The sequence below is a fragment of the Bordetella flabilis genome (assembly GCF_001676725.1).
Lineage (GTDB): Bacteria > Pseudomonadota > Gammaproteobacteria > Burkholderiales > Burkholderiaceae_B > Bordetella_C > Bordetella_C flabilis.
In genome coordinates this window covers 4,518,378-4,534,815 of sequence record NZ_CP016172.1, presented here as the reverse complement: position 1 = coordinate 4,534,815, position 16,438 = coordinate 4,518,378, and the positions used below count along the sequence as shown (strand labels likewise).

15 protein-coding genes are annotated in these 16,438 nt (G+C 65.4%); 10 read left to right on the top strand and 5 right to left on the bottom strand.

What is annotated here, in order from left to right:
* Window positions 1-36: 36 nt before the first annotated feature.
* From BAU07_RS20160 to BAU07_RS20130, 7 genes are all read left to right on the top strand, one after another.
* A complete protein-coding gene (locus BAU07_RS20160; protein WP_066661563.1) occupies window positions 37-363 on the top strand; it encodes a YbaB/EbfC family nucleoid-associated protein in 327 nt (108 codons plus the stop codon).
* A gap of 79 nt (window positions 364-442) precedes the next feature.
* Window positions 443-1,051 (top strand): recombination mediator RecR, encoded by a 609-nt coding sequence (recR, locus tag BAU07_RS20155; protein WP_066661560.1) that lies wholly within the window; start codon window positions 443-445, stop codon window positions 1,049-1,051.
* Window positions 1,052-1,178: 127 nt separating this feature from the next.
* A complete protein-coding gene (locus BAU07_RS20150) occupies window positions 1,179-2,414 on the top strand; it encodes a CaiB/BaiF CoA transferase family protein (protein WP_066661552.1) in 1,236 nt (411 codons plus the stop codon).
* Window positions 2,415-2,437: 23 nt separating this feature from the next.
* Entirely contained in the window at window positions 2,438-3,484 is a 1,047-nt protein-coding gene (locus BAU07_RS20145; protein WP_066661533.1) for an ABC transporter substrate-binding protein, read from the top strand.
* On the top strand, window positions 3,477-4,283 hold the full coding sequence (locus tag BAU07_RS20140) for an ABC transporter ATP-binding protein (protein WP_066661531.1): 807 nt from the start codon (window positions 3,477-3,479) through the stop codon (window positions 4,281-4,283). Before BAU07_RS20145 ends, BAU07_RS20140 begins: the two co-directional genes overlap by 8 nt.
* A 3-nt stretch (window positions 4,284-4,286) precedes the next feature.
* Window positions 4,287-5,081, top strand: a complete 795-nt coding sequence (locus BAU07_RS20135; RefSeq protein ID WP_066661523.1) for an ABC transporter permease — start codon at window positions 4,287-4,289, stop codon at window positions 5,079-5,081.
* A 10-nt stretch (window positions 5,082-5,091) separates the two neighbouring features.
* On the top strand, window positions 5,092-5,619 hold the full coding sequence (locus tag BAU07_RS20130) for a carboxymuconolactone decarboxylase family protein (RefSeq protein ID WP_066661520.1): 528 nt from the start codon (window positions 5,092-5,094) through the stop codon (window positions 5,617-5,619).
* 50 nt (window positions 5,620-5,669) lie between these two features.
* On the opposite strand, the gene BAU07_RS20125 is transcribed toward BAU07_RS20130, so the two are convergent.
* The 5 genes from BAU07_RS20125 to tal form a co-directional block, all read right to left on the bottom strand.
* Window positions 5,670-6,644, bottom strand: a complete 975-nt coding sequence (locus BAU07_RS20125) for a Bug family tripartite tricarboxylate transporter substrate binding protein (RefSeq protein ID WP_066661515.1) — start codon at window positions 6,642-6,644, stop codon at window positions 5,670-5,672.
* 137 nt (window positions 6,645-6,781) lie between these two features.
* Window positions 6,782-7,597 carry an enoyl-CoA hydratase gene (locus tag BAU07_RS20120; RefSeq protein ID WP_066661513.1) on the bottom strand — a complete coding sequence of 272 codons (816 nt, stop codon included), beginning with the start codon at window positions 7,595-7,597 and terminating at the stop codon, window positions 6,782-6,784.
* Window positions 7,594-8,346 (bottom strand): FadR/GntR family transcriptional regulator, encoded by a 753-nt coding sequence (locus BAU07_RS20115; protein WP_084025889.1) that lies wholly within the window; start codon window positions 8,344-8,346, stop codon window positions 7,594-7,596. Before BAU07_RS20115 ends, BAU07_RS20120 begins: the two co-directional genes overlap by 4 nt.
* 30 nt (window positions 8,347-8,376) lie before the next feature.
* On the bottom strand, window positions 8,377-9,555 hold the full coding sequence (locus BAU07_RS20110; RefSeq protein ID WP_066661509.1) for a CaiB/BaiF CoA transferase family protein: 1,179 nt from the start codon (window positions 9,553-9,555) through the stop codon (window positions 8,377-8,379).
* A gap of 217 nt (window positions 9,556-9,772) precedes the next feature.
* Window positions 9,773-10,729, bottom strand: a complete 957-nt coding sequence (gene tal / locus BAU07_RS20105; protein WP_066661507.1) for a transaldolase — start codon at window positions 10,727-10,729, stop codon at window positions 9,773-9,775.
* Window positions 10,730-10,949: 220 nt separating this feature from the next.
* On the opposite strand from tal, the gene carA reads away from it, so the two are divergent.
* From carA to lpxO, 3 genes are all read left to right on the top strand, one after another.
* Complete coding sequence (carA, locus tag BAU07_RS20100; RefSeq protein ID WP_066661506.1) at window positions 10,950-12,122, top strand: glutamine-hydrolyzing carbamoyl-phosphate synthase small subunit; 1,173 nt, start codon at window positions 10,950-10,952, stop codon at window positions 12,120-12,122.
* A gap of 11 nt (window positions 12,123-12,133) precedes the next feature.
* The gene (gene carB, locus BAU07_RS20095; protein ID WP_066661504.1) at window positions 12,134-15,379 is read left to right on the top strand and encodes a carbamoyl-phosphate synthase large subunit; all 3,246 of its coding nucleotides are present in this window, start codon (window positions 12,134-12,136) and stop codon (window positions 15,377-15,379) included.
* 65 nt (window positions 15,380-15,444) lie between these two features.
* Window positions 15,445-16,344 (top strand): lipid A hydroxylase LpxO, encoded by a 900-nt coding sequence (gene lpxO, locus BAU07_RS20090; RefSeq protein WP_066661501.1) that lies wholly within the window; start codon window positions 15,445-15,447, stop codon window positions 16,342-16,344.
* The last annotated feature ends 94 nt before the right edge of the window (window positions 16,345-16,438 follow it).

Sequence of the window (16,438 nt, the reverse complement as noted above, 5' to 3'; positions counted from 1 at the left end):
CTCATTGAATTTCACCGACACAAGGATGCTTCCATCATGATGAAAGGACAATTGGCCGGTCTGATGCGTCAGGCCCAGCAGATGCAGGAAAACATGAAGAAGGCCCAGGAAGCGCTGGCCGACGTGCTGGTCGAAGGCGCGTCCGGCGGCGGACTGGTCAAGGTCACCATGTCGTGCCGCAATGACGTCAAGCGGGTCGCCATCGATCCCTCGCTGCTCAGCGACGACAAGGACATGCTGGAAGACCTGGTCGCGGCGGCCTTCAACGACGCCTTGCGCAAGGCAGAGGCCACGGCGCAGGAAAAGATGGCGTCGGTGACCGCCGGCATGCCCTTGCCTCCCGGCATGAAGCTGCCGTTCTAAGGCGGCCCAACATTCTTCCCGAAGGGCTGCCGCTCCGATCGCGGGCCATGCCCACGTCCTTGCCTGCCGCCACGCTCCCATGGAATCCTCGCTTCCCGAACCCGAACCCCTGCGCGCGCTGATCGAGGCGCTGCGTCGCCTGCCCGGCGTCGGCGTGCGCTCGGCGCGGCGCATGGCCTATCACCTGTTGCAGCATGATCCGCAAGGGGCCGACCAACTGGGGCGCGCCCTGGCGTCGGCCGTGCACAACCTGCGTCATTGCGCGCGCTGTAATGGGTTTACCGAAGACGAGATCTGCGATACCTGCAGCAATCCCAAACGGGATGCGACGCAGTTGTGCATCGTCGAGACGCCGGCGGACCAGAACATGATCGAGTCCAGCCATGGTTATCGCGGGCTGTACTACGTGCTGATGGGCCGCGTCGCGCCGCTGGAAGGCGTGGGGCCGCGCGAGCTGGATTTCGAGCGCCTGCTGGCCCGCGCCGGCGATGGCGTGGTGACGGAGGTCATTCTGGCCACCAATTTCACGGCGGAAGGCGAGACCACCGCGCATTTCCTTAGCGAGGCCTTGCGCGAACGCGGCTTGTCCGTGACGCGGCTGGCGCGCGGGGTGCCCGCCGGCAGCGAACTCGAGTACGTCGACGCGGGAACCATTGCCTGGGCCTTGATGGAACGCAAGTCCGCCTAGGCCTGGCCGATGTCGACGCATTCCCGCATGCCTTTGCCTGGCCAGCCGCGATCGGCCGGCGCCGGCGGCCGCGCGCGCCGGGCGATCGCGGCCGCACCCCTTCGATAACGACAACGGAGACCTTGCCATGTCCGCCTTGGCCGGCCTGAAAGTCCTGGAACTGGGTACGCTTATCGCCGGGCCGTTCGCGGCCCGCCTGTTCGGCGAATTCGGCGCCGACGTCATCAAGATCGAAACCCCGGACGGCCCCGACGGCAAGGGCGGCGGCGACCCGATTCGTACCTGGCGGCATCTGCATGAAGGCAATTCGCTATGGTGGACGGTGCAGGCCCGCAACAAGCGTTCCGTCGCCTTGAACATGAAGGATGCGCGGGCGCGCGAGATCGCGCTCGCGCTGGCGCTGGAAGCGGATGTCATCATCGAGAATTACCGGCCCGGTGTCCTGGAAAAGTGGGGCCTGGGCTACGAGCAGTTGCGCGCCCGCAATCCGGCCACCGTCATGGTGCGCTTGTCGGGGTACGGGCAGACCGGTCCGCTGCGCGACCGGCCCGGCTTCGGCGCCATCGGCGAATCCATGGGCGGCCTGCGCTATGTGTCCGGCCATCCGGACCGGCCGCCGGTTCGCGTGGGCATATCGATCGGCGATTCCATCGCCGCCTTGCATGGCGTCATCGGGGCCATGATGGCGCTGCGGCATCGCGACGCCACCGGTGGCCGCTGGAACGGCGTGACGGGCGGGCAAGGCCAGATGGTCGACGTGGCCTTGTACGAGTCCGTGTTCAACATGATGGAAAGCCTGGTGCCGGAGTACGACGTGGCCGGCGTGGTGCGTGAACGCACCGGCGGCGCGTTGCCAGGTATCGTGCCTTCCAATACCTACACTACGCGGGATGGGCAGAATATCGTCATCGCGGGCAACGGCGACGCCATCTTCCATCGCCTGATGCTGGCCATCGGCCGCGCCGACCTGGCCCACGATCCGGCGCTGGCCCGCAACGATGGCCGCGCGCGGCGGGTCGAGCAGATCGATGGCGCGATCCAGGCGTGGTGCGATACCCAGACCATCGAAAGCGCCCTGGAGACGCTGGGCCGTGCCGATGTCCCGGTGGGCAAGATCTACAGCGTGGCGGACATGTTCCGCGATCCGCAGTTCATCGCGCGCGGGATGATCGAGCAGCACCACTTCCCGGACGGCACGCCCGTCAAGCTGCCCGCGGTCACGCCCAAGCTGTCGGAGACGCCCGGCGGCACCCGCTGGCTGGGGCCGCGCTTAGGGGAACATACCGAGGAAGTGTTGAAAACGCTGGGGTATGATGCTGCGGCAATCGCCGCCCTGGCTGCCTCGGGCGCCATCGGCACATAGGTTTCATCACCGGAGACGACAAAATGTCCGTGACTCGACGTGAATGGCTCAAGCTTGCCGGCGCGGCCGGCGCCCTGGGCCTGGCTCCCGCCATCGTGCGGGCACAGCAGTTGGAGAAAAAGCAGGTTTCGATCGCCGTGGGCGGAAAGTCCCTCGTTTATTACCTGCCGCTGACCATCGCCGAGGTGCGCGGGTATTTCAAGGATGAGGGCCTGGACGTCAGCATCGCCGACTTCGCCGGTGGCGCGAAGGCGCTGCAGGCGGTGGTGGGCGGCAGTGCCGACGTGGTATCCGGCGCCTTCGAGCACGCCTTGAACCTGCAATCCAAGGGGCAGTTCTACCGCGACTTCGTGCTGCAGGGCCGTGCGCCCATGATCGGCTTCGGGGTGTCGCCCAAGGCCATGCCGAACTACAAGTCGCCGGCGGATCTCAAGGGCAAGAAGATCGGCGTGACGGCTCCCGGTTCGTCGACAAACATGGTGGTGAATTTCTTCCTGGCCAAGCACGGCCTGAAGGCCTCGGACGTCTCCATCATCGGCGTGGGCGCAGGCGCGGGCGCGATCACCGCGCTGCGTTCGGGCCAGATCGACGCCATCTCGAACACGGATCCGGTGGTCACCGCGCTGGAGCAGTCCGGCGACCTGAAGATCATCGCCGATACCCGCACGCTCAAGGATACGCGCGACATCTTCGGCGGCAATATGCCGGCCGGCTGCCTGTATTGCTCGCAGGCCTACATCGACGCCAATCCCAATACCGTGCAGGCGCTGGCCAATGCCATCGTGCGCGCGGACAAGTGGATCCAGAAGCAGCGCGACAACCTGGACGCCATCGCCAATGCCGTGCCGAAGAACTACCTGCTGGGCGAACCCGAAGTCTATAAGGCGTCGCTGCGGGCCAGCCTGGAAGGTTTCTCGCCGGACGGCATGATTCCGGAAGACGGGGCGGCGACCGCCACCAGGGCGTTGGCCGCGTTCGTGCCGGGCTTCGATGCAAGCAAGATCGATCCGTCCAAGATGTGGACCAACGAGTTCGCCAAGAAAGCCAACCAGAAGTACCCGAATGGCTGACGCTGCACTTTCCTTGGACCGCATCACCTGCACCTTCGTGTCGCGCGAAGGCGGGCAGCGCTATACGGCCGTGGAACAGGCCAGCATCGCCATCGCGCCCGGCGAGTTCGTTTCCGTCGTCGGGCCGACGGGTTGCGGAAAGTCCACCCTGCTGAACGTGGGCGCCGGCCTGCTGGCGCCCAGTTCGGGCGAGGTACGGGTCTTCGGCGAACCCTTGTCCGGCATCAACCGTCGCGCCGGCTACATGTTCCAGGGCGAAGCGCTACTGCCCTGGCGCAACGCCCTGGACAACGTCACGGCCGGCTTGCAGTTCGCCCGGGTATCGGCGCAGGAAGCCGCCGAGCGCGGCCGCGAATGGCTGCGCCGCGTCGGCCTGGGCGGGTCCGAGGACCGCTATCCGCACCAGATGTCCGGCGGCATGCGCAAGCGCGTCATGCTCGCGCAGACGCTCATACGCGACCCGGACATCATCCTGATGGACGAGCCGTTCTCCGCGCTGGACGTGCAGACGCGCCAGCTGATGGAAAACGAGGTGCTGGACCTCTGGATGGCCAAGCGCAAGGCCGTGCTGTTCATCACGCACGACCTGGACGAAGCCATCGCCATGAGCGACCGCGTCGTCGTCCTGTCGGCCGGGCCGGGGACCCACCCCATCGGCGAATTCGCCATCGACCTTCCTCGTCCGCGCGATGTCGCCGAAGTGCGCACGCATCCCCGTTTCGTCGAGCTGCACGCGGCCATCTGGAACGTGCTGCGCGAAGAGGTCCTCAAGGGCTATGCCCAGCAGAAGCGTGCCTAGACCATGTCCACGTTGATCAAACCCGGTTCCAAGTCGCTGCGGATATGGCAGTTGCTGCTGCTGGTCATCCTGTTGGCAGCGTGGCATCTGGCTTCGCGCAGCCAGAATGTCGCTTTCTTCTTCGGCGAGCCATGGCAAGTCGCCCAGCGTATCTGGGCGTGGTTCGTCACCGATGCCGACGTCTACCGGCATCTCTGGGTCACGCTCACTGAGACGGTGCTGGCCTTCGTCATCGGCACGGTGTCCGGCCTGGGCTTCGGGCTGTGGCTGGGCCTGTCGCCGGTTGCCAGCGCGATCCTCGATCCTTACATCAAGGCAGCCAACTCCATGCCGCGCGTCATCCTGGCGCCCATCTTCGGCATGTGGTTCGGCCTGGGCATCTGGTCCAAGGTGGCGCTCGCCGTGACGCTGGTGTTCTTCATCGTGTTCTTCAACGTCTACCAGGGCGTGCGGGAAGTCAGCAACACGCTGCTGGACAACGCCCGCATGCTGGGCGCGGACCGCCGCCAGTTGTTGCGCTATGTCTATCTGCCGTCGGCCACCAGCTGGGTGTTCTCCAGCCTGCATACCTCCGTCGGCCTGGCTTTCGTCGGCGCGGTGGTCGGCGAATACCTGGGTTCGGCCAGCGGCGTGGGTTACCTGATCCTGCAGGCCGAGGGCACGCTGGACGTCAACACGGTGTTCGCCGGCATCGTGGTCCTGACGGCGTTCGCGCTGGTGCTGGACGGCCTGGTGACCCTGGTCGAAAAGCGCCTGATGAAATGGCAGCCGCGCGCCGGCGAAACCGAAAAACTCTGAGCCCGCGACCATGGCGCGCCTCCCCTATGCCGACCTGGACAGCGCCGAAGCGCGGCCGCTGGTGGATCGCATCGTCGCGGAACGCGGCAGCGTGCTGCTGCTTTACCAGATGCTCCTGCACAGTCCTCCGGTCGCCTCGGGCTGGCTCACCTACCTGACGGCGATCCGCCAGCTCAGTACCTTGCCGGGCGCCCTGCGTGAATTGGTCATCATGCGTGTCGCATCGCTCAACGGCGCGCCCTACGAGGCGGACCAGCATGCGCCGATCGCGCTGCAGGAAGGCATCACGCCCGCGCAACTGCAGGCCCTCGACCGCTGGCAGGACTCGCCTCTCTTCGATGACGACCAGCGCGCCGCGCTCGCCTATACCGATGCGATGACGCGCGACATCCGCGTCCCGCAAGCCGTCTTCGATGCGGTGCGCGTCCGCATGGGCGAACGGCTGGTGGTCGAGCTGACCGCCACCATCGCGGCCTACAACATGGTGTCGCGCTTCCTGGAAGCCCTGCAGGTCCATACGGGCGACGAACACGCCTAGGACCAGCTCGGCGCCTGCCACCCGAGCACGGTCCAGGCAACTGGCGTCTGTCAATCGATCTTGATATTGACCGACTTCACGATGCCTGCCCACTTCTTCAGTTCACCGTCGATGAAGACATTCAGCTCCGCGGGCGTGCTGGTCCTGGGTACGGCGCCCTCGCTCTGGAACCGCTTCTGCAATTCAGGCGACGCCATGGCTTGCCGGAGCGCCGAGTTCAGCCTGTCGATCGCCGCCGCCGGCGTGCCCTTGGGCGCCAGCAGTGCGTTCCAGGTGTTGATTTCATAGCCCTCGAATCCCGGCGTTTCGGCGACCGTGGGGACGTCCGGCAATTGGCTGGAGCGCTCCCTGGTCGTCACTGCCAGGGCGCGCAGCGCACCGGCCTTCACCTGCGGCAGCGCCGCCGGCAGCGTGGCGAAGCTGAACTGCGTTTCTCCGGCCATGACGGAAGTGTTGGCCAGCGCTCCGCCGCGATAAGGCACATGCACGATATTGACGTGCGCGGCCTGCGCGAACATCGCGCCGGCCAGATGCACGGGCGACCCATTGCCGCTGGACGCATAGTTCATTTCGCCGCCCTTGGCCTTGCACAGGGCGGCCAGCTCGGCGACATCGCGGGCGGGCAGCTTGGGATTGGCGATCAGCACCAGGGGGATCTCCGCGACCATGCCCACGGGGGCGAAGCCGCCTTTCGGGTCGTAGCCCAGCTTGTCCTTGTACAGCGCCGGGTTGATGCCGTGGCTCGACACCGTGGCCATGAACAGCGTGTAGCCGTCCGGCGCCGCCTGCTGCACATAGGCGGCGGCAATATTGCCGGCCGCGCCGGGCTTGTTCTCGACGATGATGGATTGGTTCAGGATCCTGCCCAACTGCTCGCCCAGCGCGCGTGCCAGGATGTCGGTGGTGCCGCCAGCGGCGTAGCCGATGACGATCTTGATCGGCTGGTCGGGATACGCCGCGCGCGCGGCGGGCAGGGTCGCCACCAAGCCGGCCGCCATCAGCATGGCCGCCCAGGTTTTCTTCATGATGTGTCTCCTCGTTGTGATCGTTTTTCTGCTTGCGACAGGCGTGCCGGGCCCTGCGGGGTCCGGGACCCCACATGTCGCTGCGGTCGAATCATGGTGCTGCGTGCCGCCCGGCGCGATGCGCCTGGCGGCGAGGCTCAGGTGCCGGTGAACACGGGCGGGCGCTTTTCGGCGAAGGCCTTGCGCCCTTCACGGTAATCATTGCTTTCGAAGCAATCGAGGACCAGGCGCTTCATCGCTGCCATGTCGATCTGCGGCCCGATCTGCTGCAACTGGCGAATCATTTTCTTGCCGGCCTTCAGGGTCAGCGGCGCATTGGCGGAAATCGAAGCGACGTAGCCGTCGACCGCTGCATCCAGGTCGCCCGCCGGCACCACCTTGTGGACCAGCCCCCGTTCTGCCGCCTCCGCCGCATCCAGGCGCGTCGCTGTCAGGAAGATCTCCAGCGCGCGGGCCGCTCCCACCGCCGTGACCAGGTTGCGGATGGCCGTCATGCGATAACCCAGGCCCAGTTTGCCGGCCGGAATGGCGAACGAACTGTCGTCCGATGCCATGCGGAGGTCGCAACACAGGGCGATATTCAGACCGCCACCGATGCAATACCCCTTGATCCGGGCCAGTGTGGGCTTCTCGAAGTCGTACAGCGCCATCTGCGCCGCCTCGGCCACTTTTTCGTAGGCGAGCACGGCCTGCTCGCCGGACCGCATATTGTCGAACTGCGAGATATTCGCGCCGCTGACGAAGGCGCGTTCGCCGGCCCCGGTCAACACCACCACGCGTATCGCCGGGTCTTCGTCCAGCGCGGCCAGCGCGATAGGAATGGCTTCCCACATCGCCACCGATACCGCGTTGTGGCGGCCGGGATCGTTGAAGGTGATCCAGCCCGCGCCACCGCGCTTTTCCACAATGAGGTTTTCGGTGATGCGGTCCTGCAGGATACGTTCGGTATTCATTGCGGTTTTCCATTCAGCAGAGCCTGGTGGCGCTGCATGCCGTTGGTCAGGTGCAGGCGCATGGCCTGGCGCGCGGCCTCGCTGTCGCGCGCGGCAATCGCATCGAAGATCCGGTGGTGCTCCTGCTCGATCTGCGCCACGCGGTCGGTGCCGGTGCTGCCATAGCGCAGCGTGCGCACCGCATCGCCGATGGCGTGGCCGAAATGCGCGAGCAGCCGCACGAAGTAAGGGTTGTTGGTGGCCTTGCCGACCGCCATGTGAAAGTCCAGCGCGGTATCCGCGCCCTCGCGCCAGTCCTCGCTGGAGGCGTCGGCGATGATCAGCGCGGCGCGCAGGGCCTGCAACTGCGCATCCGTGCGCTGCTGCGCCGCCAGCGCCGCCGCCCCCGCCTCGATTTCCACCCGCAGCTGGTAGACCTGTTCCAGCGCCTGCCCGCGCAGCAGGTCTCCTGGCAGGATCTCGAAATTGCGCTGTCCGGCTTCAGCCGTCACAAAGCTGCCGACCCCGCGGCGCGTTTCGATATAGCCGGACAGCTTGAGCCGCGCGATGGCCTCGCGCACCACGTTGCGGCTGACGCCGAAGAGCTGCGCCAGCTCCAATTCGGTGGGCAGCCGCTGGCCCGGCTCGAAGGCCTGGCTCAGGATCTTCTGCCGGATCTGCTGCGCGATTTCATCGGGCAGGTTATCGGGCCGGGCCAGGCTGCCGAAGATCGCGTCGGACGGGATTTCGTTGCGGACCATGGGTGACATGCGGCTCATACGTGGAAAGGCGCGATGGTGTCATATCGCCCCGGCCGCGCGCAAACGGGCGCGCCGCGCCTCGTCCATGCCCAGCCAGGCCAGGATTTCGTCGGAATGCGCGCCGGTGTCGGGCGCCGGCCGTACCTCCGGCGGCTCGGTTCCGCTGAACACCACCGGCTGCGCCATGATGGCGATGTCGCCCTTGGTGGCATGGCGCACATGGCGCACCATGTTCAGGTGCTTTACCTGCTCGTTCTCGAATGTGCCGTCCATGGAGAGGATGGGGCCGCAGGGCACGCCGGCGGCATTCAGGCGCTCTATCCATTCCGCGCTGGTACGGCTGCGCGTGCGGGCGATGATTTCGCGATTCAGGTCCGCGCGGTTTTCCACCCGCAATCCGGCCTCGACAAAGCGCGGATCATGGACCAGCGCCGGCAGGTCCAGCACTTCGCACAATCGTGTGAACATGCCCGAACCCATGGCCGCAATATTGATGTAGCCGTCCGCGGTGGGGTAGACGCCGGTCGGCGCGCTGGTGGGGTGGTCGTTGCCCGACTGCGCGGGCACTTCGCCGTCGATCAGCCAGCGGGTTGCCTGGAAATCCATCATCCATACCTGCGCCTGCAACAACGATGTCTGCACCCAGCGTCCCGCGCCGGTCTCTTCGCGTTCCAGCAGCGCGATCAGGACGCCGATGGCGGCGAATAGGCCGGCGCTCAAGTCCGCGATCGGGATGCCCGCGCGCATGGGGCCGCGATCGGCTTCGCCCGTCACCGACATCAGGCCGCCCAAGCCCTGCGCGATCTGGTCCAGTCCGGGACGGTCCGCGTAAGGGCCGTCCTGGCCAAACCCGGAAATGCTGCAATAGACCAGCCGGGGATTCACGGCCTTCAAGGATTCATAGTCGATGCCCAGCTTGGTCTTGACCGAGGGGCGGTAGTTTTCCACCAGCACATCGGCGCGTTTGACCAGTTCCATGAACACCGCCTTGCCTTCGGGATGCTTCAGGTTCAGCGTGAGGCTGCGTTTGTTGCGATGGGTGTTCTGGTAGTCGCTGAACTTGGCGGCGCCGCCCGGCTTGTCGTCCTTGATCTCGCTAGGTTCCTCGATCTTGATGACGTCCGCCCCCCAGTCGGCGAATTGCCGCACGGCGGCAGGACCAGAGCGGACCCGGGACAGGTCCAGGACGACGAAGCGTTTCAACGGGGCAAAGGCCAAGCGATGTCTCCTCTTGTGTGTTGAAGCGCCGCGCCTATCGCCGACAGCCGGGCGTGGTTATCCGCGCCGCCTCGGCGGGCAGGGCTGCAGCGGCTTCCTGTAGGATGTTGGACATCCTATCTGGACGGGCCGCGGCGCTCCATACAGGAAAACCCGCGGCGTCCGCGCTTTGCGTCGCCCCCGCGCTGGAAGAACGCATCTTCCAGCGCGATCCCCGCTAGCGTTGTTCCGCCGCGATCAGCATGTCCAGCTTGACGGCGTCCGCCGCGAAGGTCCGGATGCCTTCGGACAGTTTTTCGGTGGCCATCGCGTCATCGTTCAACTGCGTGCGGAATGCGACTTCCGAGACGTCTACACGCGGCGGGTGGGCTTCTTCCGCCACGGCAGGGGTCAGGCGGGCCGGCACTTCGCCCTCCTTGGCCGAAAGCTCGGCCAGCAATTCGGGGCTGATGGTCAGCAGGTCGCAGCCGGCCAGGGCCAGGATCTGTCCCGTATTGCGGAAGCTGGCGCCCATGATCTGCGTCGGAATGCCGTAGGCCTTGTAGTAGCGGTAGATACGCGTTACGGATTGCACGCCGGGATCATTGGCGCCGCTGCGTTCGGCTTCCACCCAGGCTTGGCCCTCGGCTTTCTTGTACCAATCGTAGATGCGGCCCACGAACGGCGAGATCAGCGTGGCGCCCGCCTGTGCGCAGGCGACGGCCTGGGGCAGCGAGAACAGCAGGGTCATATTGCAATGGATGCCCTCCGCCTCCAGCGCCTGGGCGGCCTGGATGCCCTCCCAGGTCGAGGCCATTTTGATCAGCACGCGGTCGCGCGAGATGCCGGCATCGGCATACAGCGCGATAAGCCCGCGGGCCCTTTCGATCGTCGCCTTCGCGTCGAAGGACAGCCGCGCATCGACTTCGGTCGAGACGCGCCCGGGTACGATCTGCAGAATTTCGCGGCCGAAAGCGACCAACAGGCGGTCCATCAGTTGTTCAGCCGGCTGGCCGCGATGGTCGCGTACCGTACGCTCCAGCAGGGGACGGTAGGCGTCCTTCTGGACTGCCTTCAGGATCAATGACGGATTGGTCGTGGCGTCGGTGGGCCGGTGCACCCGCATCGTCTCGAAGTCGCCGGTATCGGCGACCACGGTGGTATGGCGGCGCAGGGATTCCAATAGGCTGGGCATGGTGATCTCGCAAACGGGGCAGGGCGCAGAACCGGCCGCCGCGGGCGCATGCCCGCGCGGTGTAGCGACCGGGGGCGGAGCCGTCCGCCCGTGCGCACGCCCTAGCGTAGCACCCCCGACCCGTGCCGGTAGGGGGTGCCACCCATGGCTTCCCGGCCGGAAAGGCCGTTCAAGGTATAATCCCGAGGTTTGATTATCGATTCTGAAACCGGGGTTTACTGTGCTGCCGCAACTTTTTCCCGAGGGGACCGATGGGACGTATCGGCCTTCTCCAGCAATTCTGGCTCTTGCGGACGGTACCGTGTTCCGAGGGATCTCCATCGGCGCCCCCGGCCATACCGTGGCCGAGGTCGTCTTCAATACCGCCATGACCGGCTACCAGGAAATCCTGACGGATCCCAGCTATGCCGGGCAGATCGTCACGCTGACCTATCCGCACATCGGCAATACCGGCGTCAACGCCGAGGACGTCGAGGCGCGCCGTGTGTTCGCCTCCGGCCTGGTCGTGCGCGATTGTCCCGCACGCGTCTCGAATTTCCGTGCCACCAGTTCGCTGCCGGAATACCTGAAGGCGCAGGGCATCGTGGCCATCGCGGGGATCGACACGCGCAAGCTCACCCGCATCCTGCGGGAGAAGGGCGCGCAGGGCGGCTGCATCCTGGTGGGCGAAGACGCCGATCGCGCCATCGAGCTGGCGCGCGGATTCCCCGGCATGGCGGGCCAGGATCTGGCCAAGACCGTCTCCATCGAATCCAAGGCCGAGTGGACCGAGGGCACCTGGCAACTGGGCCAGGGCTTCAACCACCCGAAGGACCCCAAGTTCCACGTCGTGGCCTATGACTTCGGGGTCAAGACCAACATTCTTCGCCTGATGGCGGACCGCGGATGCCGGGTCACGCTGGTTCCTGCGCAAACGCCGGCCGAAGAGGTGCTGAAGCTGAAGCCGGACGGGCTGTTCCTGGCCAACGGACCCGGCGATCCCGAGCCCTGCGATTACGCGGTGGACGCCACGCGCGCCTTCCTCGAACGGAAGGTGCCGGTGTTCGGCATCTGCCTGGGCCACCAGATCCTGGGCCTGGCGGTGGGTGGCAAGACGCTGAAAATGAAGACCGGGCACCATGGCGCGAACCATCCGGTGCAGGACCTCGCCAGCAAGCGTGTGTTCATCACCAGCCAGAACCACGGTTTCGAAGTCGACGCCGCCAGCCTTCCGCAGAATGCGCGCGTCACCCATGTGTCGCTGTTCGATGGCACGTTGCAGGGCTTTGAACTGACCGATCGTCCCGCCTTCTGCTTCCAGGGCCACCCTGAAGCCAGCCCGGGGCCGCACGACATTCTTGTGCTGTTCGACAAGTTCATCAGCCAGATGGCCGGCCAAGCCAAGACCGACTAAAAGATTGCACCATGCCCAAGCGTACTGACTTAAAAAGCATATTGATCATCGGGGCCGGCCCCATCATCATCGGACAAGCCTGCGAATTCGACTACTCCGGCGCGCAAGCCTGCAAGGCGCTGAAGGCCGAGGGCTACCGCACCATCCTGGTGAACAGCAACCCGGCCACCATCATGACGGACCCCGAAACGGCGGACGTCACCTACATCGAACCCATCACCTGGCAAGCGGTCGAAAAGATCATCGAACGCGAGCGCCCCGACGCGCTGCTGCCGACGATGGGCGGCCAGACCGCGCTGAATTGCGCGCTGGACCTGGCGCATCACGGTGTACTGGACCGCTACAAGGTCGAGCTCATCGGCGCCAATGAAAAGGCCATCGAAAAGGCCGAGGACCGCCAGAAATTCAAGCAGGCCATGACCTCCATCGGCCTGGAATCGGCCAAGTCGGGCGTGGCGCACACCATGGACGAGGCCTGGGAAGTCCAGCGCCGCATCGCGGTCGAATTGGGCAGTTCCGGCTTCCCGGCGGTCATCCGTCCCAGCTTCACGCTGGGCGGCACCGGCGGCGGCATCGCCTATAACGCCGAAGAATTCGAAACCATCTGCCGCCGCGGGCTGGAGGCATCGCCGACCAACGAACTGCTGATCGAAGAATCGCTGCTGGGGTGGAAGGAATTCGAGATGGAAGTCGTGCGCGACCGTGCCGACAACTGCATCATCGTGTGCTCCATCGAAAACCTCGATCCGATGGGCGTGCATACCGGGGATTCCATCACCGTGGCGCCGGCGCAGACGCTGACGGACAAGGAATACCAGATCATGCGCGATGCCTCCATCGCGGTGCTGCGCGAGATCGGCGTCGATACCGGCGGTTCCAACGTGCAGTTCGCGGTGAATCCCGCCAACGGCCGCATGATCGTCATCGAAATGAACCCGCGCGTGTCGCGGTCTTCCGCGCTGGCTTCCAAGGCCACGGGCTTCCCCATCGCCAAGGTTGCCGCGCGGCTGGCCGTGGGCTACACGCTGGACGAGCTGAAGAACGAGATCACCGGCGGCGCGACTCCGGCTTCCTTCGAGCCGACCATCGACTACGTGGTCACCAAGGTGCCGCGTTTCGCCTTCGAGAAATTCCCCACCGCCGATGCCCGCCTGACCACGCAGATGAAATCCGTGGGCGAGGTCATGGCCATTGGCCGGACCTTCCAGGAGTCCTTCCAGAAAGCCTTGCGCGGCCTGGAAGTCGGCGTGGACGGCCTGAACCAGAAGACCACCGACCGCGAAAAGCTGCAGGTGGAACTGGGCGAGCCCGGTCCCGAACGCATCTGGTACGTGGGCGACGCATTTGCGCAAGGCTTCACGCTGGACGAGGTCCATGCGCTGACCCATATCGACCCCTGGTTCCTCGCGCAGATCAAGGAAATCGTCGACATCGAGCTGGCGCTCGAACAGAAGACGCTCGCCGACCTGGACTACGATACCTTGTGGCAACTGAAGCGCCGCGGGTTTTCCGATCGCCGGCTGGCCTTCTTGCTGGACACTTCCGAATCGGAAGTGCGGCGCCTGCGCCACCAGTTGAACGTGCGCCCGGTCTACAAGCGCGTGGACACCTGCGCCGCGGAGTTCGCGACGCGCACGGCCTACATGTATTCGACCTACGAGGAAGAGTGCGAGGCCGCGCCCACGGACCGCAAGAAGATAGTTGTGCTGGGCGGCGGACCGAACCGCATCGGGCAGGGCATCGAGTTCGATTACTGCTGCGTGCACGCGGCCCTGGCCCTGCGCGAAGACGGGTACGAGACCATCATGGTCAACTGCAACCCGGAAACCGTATCGACCGACTATGACACCTCGGACCGCCTGTATTTCGAGCCGCTGACGCTCGAAGACGTGCTGGAAATCGTCCACAAGGAAAATCCCGTGGGCATGATCGTCCAGTACGGCGGCCAGACCCCGCTCAAGCTGGCGCGCGCGCTGGAAGCCAATGGGGTGCCCATCATCGGTACCAGCCCGGAATCCATCGACGTTGCGGAAGATCGCGAGCGCTTCCAGAAGCTGCTGAACAAGCTCGGCCTGCGCCAGCCGCCCAACCGGACGGCTCGCACCGAAGCCGAGGCGTTGGCCCACGCGACCGAGATCGGCTATCCGCTGGTCGTGCGACCCAGCTACGTGCTGGGCGGCCGCGCCATGGAAATCGTGCACGAACAGCAGGACCTGGAACGCTACATGCGCGAGGCCGTGAAGGTCAGCAATGACTCCCCGGTGCTGCTGGATCGCTTCCTGAACAATGCCACCGAAGTCGATGTCGACTGCCTGGCCGACGGCGAGACGGTGTTCATCGGCGGCGTCATGGAGCATATCGAACAGGCCGGCGTGCACTCCGGCGACTCGGCCTGCAGCTTGCCGCCGTATTCGCTGTCGCCCGAGGTCATCGCCGAGATCAAGCGGCAGACCGGCATGATGGCCAAGGCCTTGAATGTCAGCGGCCTGATGAACGTGCAGTTCGCCATTCAGGGCGGCGACGTCTACGTGCTGGAGGTCAACCCGCGTGCGTCCCGCACCGTGCCTTATGTGTCCAAGGCGACCGGACTGCAGTTGGCGAAGATCGCCGCACGCGTCATGACGGGAAAGACCCTGGCGTCGCAAGGCGTTTCGCGCGAGATCGTGCCCGGCTATTACTCGGTGAAGGAAGCGGTCTTCCCCTTCGTCAAGTTCCCCGGCGTGGACACCATCCTGGGCCCGGAAATGAAGTCCACCGGCGAAGTGATGGGCGTGGGCGCCAGCTTCGGCGAAGCCTTCGTCAAGTCGCAGATGGCGGCCGGCGTGCGCCTGCCCGATACAGGAACGGCTTTCATCAGCGTCAAGCCGCAGGACAAGGCGCGCGCGGTCGAGGTGGCCCGTGGGCTGCATGCGCTGGGCTTCAAGCTGGTGGCCACGCGCGGCACCGCCGCGGAAATCGAGGCGGCCGGCATCCCGGTGCAGATCGTGAACAAAGTCACGGAAGGCCGCCCGCATATCGTGGACATGCTGAAGAACGGCGAAATTTCGCTGGTCATCAACACGGTGGAAGAGCGCCGCAACGCCATTGCCGATTCGCGGGCCATCCGCACGCAGTCGCTGGCCGCGCGGGTCACGTTCTATACCACCATCGCGGGCGCGCGCGCCGCGGTGGAGGGCATGCAGTATCTGCGCCAGGGGCATGGCCTGCAGGTTTATCCCTTGCAGACCCTGCACGCATCTCTGGCCTCGGCCAGTTGAAAATAGTGCCGGCGCCGTAGGACGCCGGCGGTGGGAAGGCGGAGGTCCGCCTGCAGGAGGTCGAGATGAAGTGGTGGGTACTCGGGCTGTTTGTCGTATGCGCGCTCATTGTTCACTATCGAGGGCGGGTCCGGCACAGGTTCTCCCGACAGGCGTTGGACCACTCGACCTTCACCGCGCCCATCAACGTTTTCATGTATGCGTTTTCCCGGGTCCCCAACCAGCCCTACCTGGCGCTGGCTGAGTTCCCGGAACTCAAGGTCCTGCAGCAGCGCTGGCAGGACATCCGCGCCGAGGCCGAACGGCTGTTCTCGGCCGGACATATCAAGGTCTCGGACAAGTACAACGACGCGGGCTTCAATTCGTTTTTCAAAAGCGGATGGAAGCGCTTCTACCTGAAGTGGTACGACACCGACCATCCCTCGGCGCGTGCGCTGTGCCCCGTGACGACCGAGCTGCTGGCGGATATCCCGTCGATCAAGGGCGCCATGTTCGCCGCCCTGCCGCCAGGCAGCCGGCTGCCCCGCCACCGCGATCCCTATGCCGGATCCCTGCGCTTTCACATGGGCCTGATCACGCCCAACCATGCCGATTGCTATATCGACGTGGACGGCCAGCCGTATCACTGGCGTGATGGCGAGGCGGTGGTGTTCGACGAAACCTACATCCACTACGCCGAGAACAAGACCGACGTCAATCGCATCATCCTGTTCGCCGACATCGAGCGTCCCATGCGGTATCGCTGGGCACAGGCGGTGAACCACTTCCTGGGCAGCCTGCTGCTGCGCGCGGCGACTTCGCCCAACCAGGAGGGCGATCGTACCGGCGGCATCAATCGCATCTTCGGTGGCGTCTATGCCCTGCGGCGCTTCGGCAAGGCGGTCAGGAAGAAGAACAAGACGCTGTACTACACGATGAAGTGGGCATTGGTGCTGGGCATCCTCGCCTGGATATTCTGGCCGTAATCGTTGCCCGGCGGCGGGCGGTTCCCGTCTCGGGCCGCCCGCGCGCGCGGCCGTACAATGCCAGCCATTCTCCCCGGGGCGAGGCTCCTTCCAG

Coding starts and splice junctions, on each gene's coding strand:
- BAU07_RS20160 (WP_066661563.1), top strand. CDS start 37: ATGATGAAAGGACAATTGGCCGGTCTGATGCGTCAGGCCCAGCAGATG.
- recR (WP_066661560.1), top strand. CDS start 443: ATGGAATCCTCGCTTCCCGAACCCGAACCCCTGCGCGCGCTGATCGAG.
- BAU07_RS20150 (WP_066661552.1), top strand. CDS start 1,179: ATGTCCGCCTTGGCCGGCCTGAAAGTCCTGGAACTGGGTACGCTTATC.
- BAU07_RS20145 (WP_066661533.1), top strand. CDS start 2,438: ATGTCCGTGACTCGACGTGAATGGCTCAAGCTTGCCGGCGCGGCCGGC.
- BAU07_RS20140 (WP_066661531.1), top strand. CDS start 3,477: ATGGCTGACGCTGCACTTTCCTTGGACCGCATCACCTGCACCTTCGTG.
- BAU07_RS20135 (WP_066661523.1), top strand. CDS start 4,287: ATGTCCACGTTGATCAAACCCGGTTCCAAGTCGCTGCGGATATGGCAG.
- BAU07_RS20130 (WP_066661520.1), top strand. CDS start 5,092: ATGGCGCGCCTCCCCTATGCCGACCTGGACAGCGCCGAAGCGCGGCCG.
- BAU07_RS20125 (WP_066661515.1), bottom strand. CDS start 6,644: ATGAAGAAAACCTGGGCGGCCATGCTGATGGCGGCCGGCTTGGTGGCG.
- BAU07_RS20120 (WP_066661513.1), bottom strand. CDS start 7,597: ATGAATACCGAACGTATCCTGCAGGACCGCATCACCGAAAACCTCATT.
- BAU07_RS20115 (WP_084025889.1), bottom strand. CDS start 8,346: ATGTCACCCATGGTCCGCAACGAAATCCCGTCCGACGCGATCTTCGGC.
- tal (WP_066661507.1), bottom strand. CDS start 10,729: ATGCCCAGCCTATTGGAATCCCTGCGCCGCCATACCACCGTGGTCGCC.
- carB (WP_066661504.1), top strand. CDS start 12,134: ATGCCCAAGCGTACTGACTTAAAAAGCATATTGATCATCGGGGCCGGC.
- lpxO (WP_066661501.1), top strand. CDS start 15,445: ATGAAGTGGTGGGTACTCGGGCTGTTTGTCGTATGCGCGCTCATTGTT.